Annotated in this window: 2 protein-coding genes and 2 pseudogenes; all 4 read left to right on the top strand. The window is 35.9% G+C overall.

Annotation, left to right across the window (positions count from 1 at the left end; all coding sequences use genetic code 11):
- Positions 1–445: pseudogene (locus ACOYLP_RS11545) on the top strand (G-D-S-L family lipolytic protein); the annotation flags it as partial.
- A 189-nt stretch (positions 446–634) separates the two neighbouring features.
- Positions 635–2,146 (top strand): F0F1 ATP synthase subunit beta, encoded by a 1,512-nt coding sequence (gene atpD / locus ACOYLP_RS11540; protein WP_422856320.1) that lies wholly within the window; start codon positions 635–637, stop codon positions 2,144–2,146.
- Positions 2,147–2,225: 79 nt separating this feature from the next.
- Positions 2,226–2,507, top strand: a complete 282-nt coding sequence (locus ACOYLP_RS11535; protein WP_422856319.1) for a F0F1 ATP synthase subunit epsilon — start codon at positions 2,226–2,228, stop codon at positions 2,505–2,507.
- A gap of 268 nt (positions 2,508–2,775) precedes the next feature.
- A pseudogene (locus tag ACOYLP_RS11530) lies at positions 2,776–3,009 on the top strand (8-amino-7-oxononanoate synthase); the annotation flags it as partial.

The following is a 3,009-nucleotide window of genomic DNA, read 5'->3' as shown; positions in this document are numbered from 1 at the left end:
CATCGGAACTACGCAAGCTGGAGCTCCCTCTCCATTTAATGTTATAGGTGTTTCTAATCCAATGCAGGATTCAACAACTTTAACGGCCGATGAAACTTTACAGGTAAAAACTGCAACCACTGCATATAATGTTGCAATTCGTGCTTTAGCAACAGCTAAAAACTTAGCTTTTGTTGATGCCAATGCTGTTTTAGCTCATGTTGCAGATCCGCTTTTGCCAGATCCTGATGGTAGATATGCTAAACTACTAAATAATAGTGGTTATACAGTGAATGCAACTTATGTAACAGGCGGTGCCTTTTCTCTTGATGGAGTTCATCCAAGTCCAAGGGGATATGCTTTAATTACAAATGTATTTCTCGATGCTATTAATACAAGATACGGTTCTAATTTTAAAGGAGTAAAATTCTCAGATTATAGAATAATGTTTCCTCCTGTATTATAAAACACATTTTTATTACAATTAAAACATCCCTTTCGCAGGGATGTTTTTTGTTTACAATAAGGAAGAAAAAAAAATCTTCCTTTTTTTATAAAATAATTATTGATTATTCAATTTATAAAAATTATCTTTGCGCTCTGAAAAAAAGGTGTTTTTTCAAACCTAAATAGCTATTTTAAAAATACATAAACAATGTCAAAAGCAATAGGAAAAGTTTCCCAAATCATTGGCCCAGTAGTAGACGTAGTATTTGATACTAAAGATGTTGAACTACCAAAAATCTATGACTCACTAGAAATCGTTAATAAAAACGGTTCAATATTAGTACTTGAAGTGCAATCCCATATTGGTGAAAACACTGTTCGTACTATCTCTATGGACTCAACAGATGGTTTGAGTAGAGGAACGGCTGTAAATGCTACAGGTGCTCCAATACAAATGCCAATTGGACCAGATGTTTACGGACGTTTGTTTAACGTGATTGGTGATGCCATTGATGGTTTAGGAGATTTACCGAAAGACGGAGCGAATGGAATGCCAATACACAAGCAAGCACCAAAATTCGAAGATTTATCAACTTCTACAGAAGTGTTATTTACTGGAATTAAAGTTATCGATTTGATTGAGCCTTACTCAAAAGGAGGTAAAATTGGATTGTTCGGTGGAGCTGGAGTTGGTAAAACAGTATTGATTCAAGAATTGATTAACAACATCGCTAAAGGTCACGGTGGACTTTCTGTATTCGCAGGTGTAGGTGAAAGAACTCGTGAAGGAAACGATTTACTTCGTGAGATGTTGGAGTCTGGAATTATAAAATATGGAGAAGATTTTATGCACTCTATGGAAAATGGAGGTTGGGATTTATCTAAAGTAGATAAACCAGGAATGAGAGAATCTAAAGCTACTTTCGTTTTCGGACAAATGAATGAACCACCAGGAGCAAGAGCACGTGTTGCCCTTTCAGGATTATCTATCGCTGAGTATTTCCGTGATGGTGCTGGTTCTGATCAAGGTAAAGATGTACTTTTCTTTGTTGATAATATCTTCCGTTTTACACAAGCAGGTTCTGAGGTTTCGGCACTTTTAGGTCGTATGCCATCTGCGGTAGGTTACCAACCAACATTAGCAACAGAAATGGGTGCGATGCAAGAAAGAATTACTTCTACAAATAAAGGGTCTATTACATCAGTACAAGCAGTTTACGTTCCTGCGGATGACTTAACGGATCCAGCACCAGCAACAACGTTTGCTCACTTAGATGCAACAACCGTATTGTCTCGTAAAATTGCTGAGCTTGGGATTTATCCTGCTGTGGATCCTCTAGATTCTACTTCAAGAATTCTTACTGCTCAAATTTTAGGTGACGATCACTACAACTGTGCACAAAGAGTAAAAGAGATACTTCAAAAATACAAACAACTTCAAGATATCATCGCCATCCTTGGTATGGAAGAGCTATCTGAAGAAGATAAATTATCTGTATCAAGAGCACGTAGAGTGCAACGTTTCTTATCGCAACCTTTCCACGTAGCGGAGCAATTTACAGGTATTCCTGGAGTATTGGTTGATATCAAAGAAACTATCAAAGGATTCAACATGATTATTGATGGTGAATTAGATCACTTACCAGAAGCAGCTTTCAACCTAAAAGGAACTATTGAAGAAGCTATCGAAGCAGGAGAAAAAATGTTATCAGAAGCGTAATTCAATTAACAATGGATAATTAACAATTGACAATGCCAGTAATTATCAATTATCAATTATCAATTATCAATTATAAAAAATGATTTTAGAAATAGTATCACCAGAAGCTACATTATTTAAAGGAGAAGTTACTTCGGTTACTTTACCTGGTGAAGTAGGTTCGTTTCAAATTTTGAATAATCACGCCCCAATAGTTTCTGTTTTAAAACATGGTGTTGTAAAAATTGAGGCAGCGAGTTTTGATATCAAAAAAGAAGTAGAAGATAAATTTACCAAAGTAAACGATCAAAATTACCTTTTGGAAATCAATTCAGGAACTATTGAAATGAAAGACAATAAAGTAATTGTATTAGCTGACTAATACGATTTAAATAAAAAGGAAAAGCTCAATCTCATCAAAAAAACGAGATTGGGCTTTTTTAATTCCCCTCATTAAGGGTTGCCCGAAGGACGGGGTGGTTTTTAGAAGCCCTGCTTGCCGGTAGTCATGTAGTTCAAGCTTTCCATTATATTTTTATACCTGACTGGTTTTTAAAAACGGACAGCTATAAAAGTTGCCACTTCAATACGAGCTATTTACTATCTTTGACACAAGCCTTGCGCAAGCAAGTTGAATTGACGAAGTAAACATGAAGCAATTCCCAAAATCACTACAACAAAAACTGCAGCAACGCGAGGAACAAAATGCTTTGCGCCAATTGCCAATTGCTAATGATTTAATCGATTTTGCCTCCAATGATTATATAGGATTTGCCAAAAACGAAACCATCTTTCACGAAACACATCAGTTGCTTTTAGATAAAAACATCAAAGTAAATGGCGCCACTGGTTCGCGTTTGCTTTCAGGAAATCATGAATTATAT

It is taken from the genome of Flavobacterium sp. (assembly GCF_049318325.1).
In the GTDB taxonomy this organism is placed as follows: Bacteria; Bacteroidota; Bacteroidia; order Flavobacteriales; family Flavobacteriaceae; genus Flavobacterium.
The sequence above is the reverse complement of the archived record's forward strand: the minus strand, read 5'-3'. Positions and strand labels throughout refer to the sequence as shown.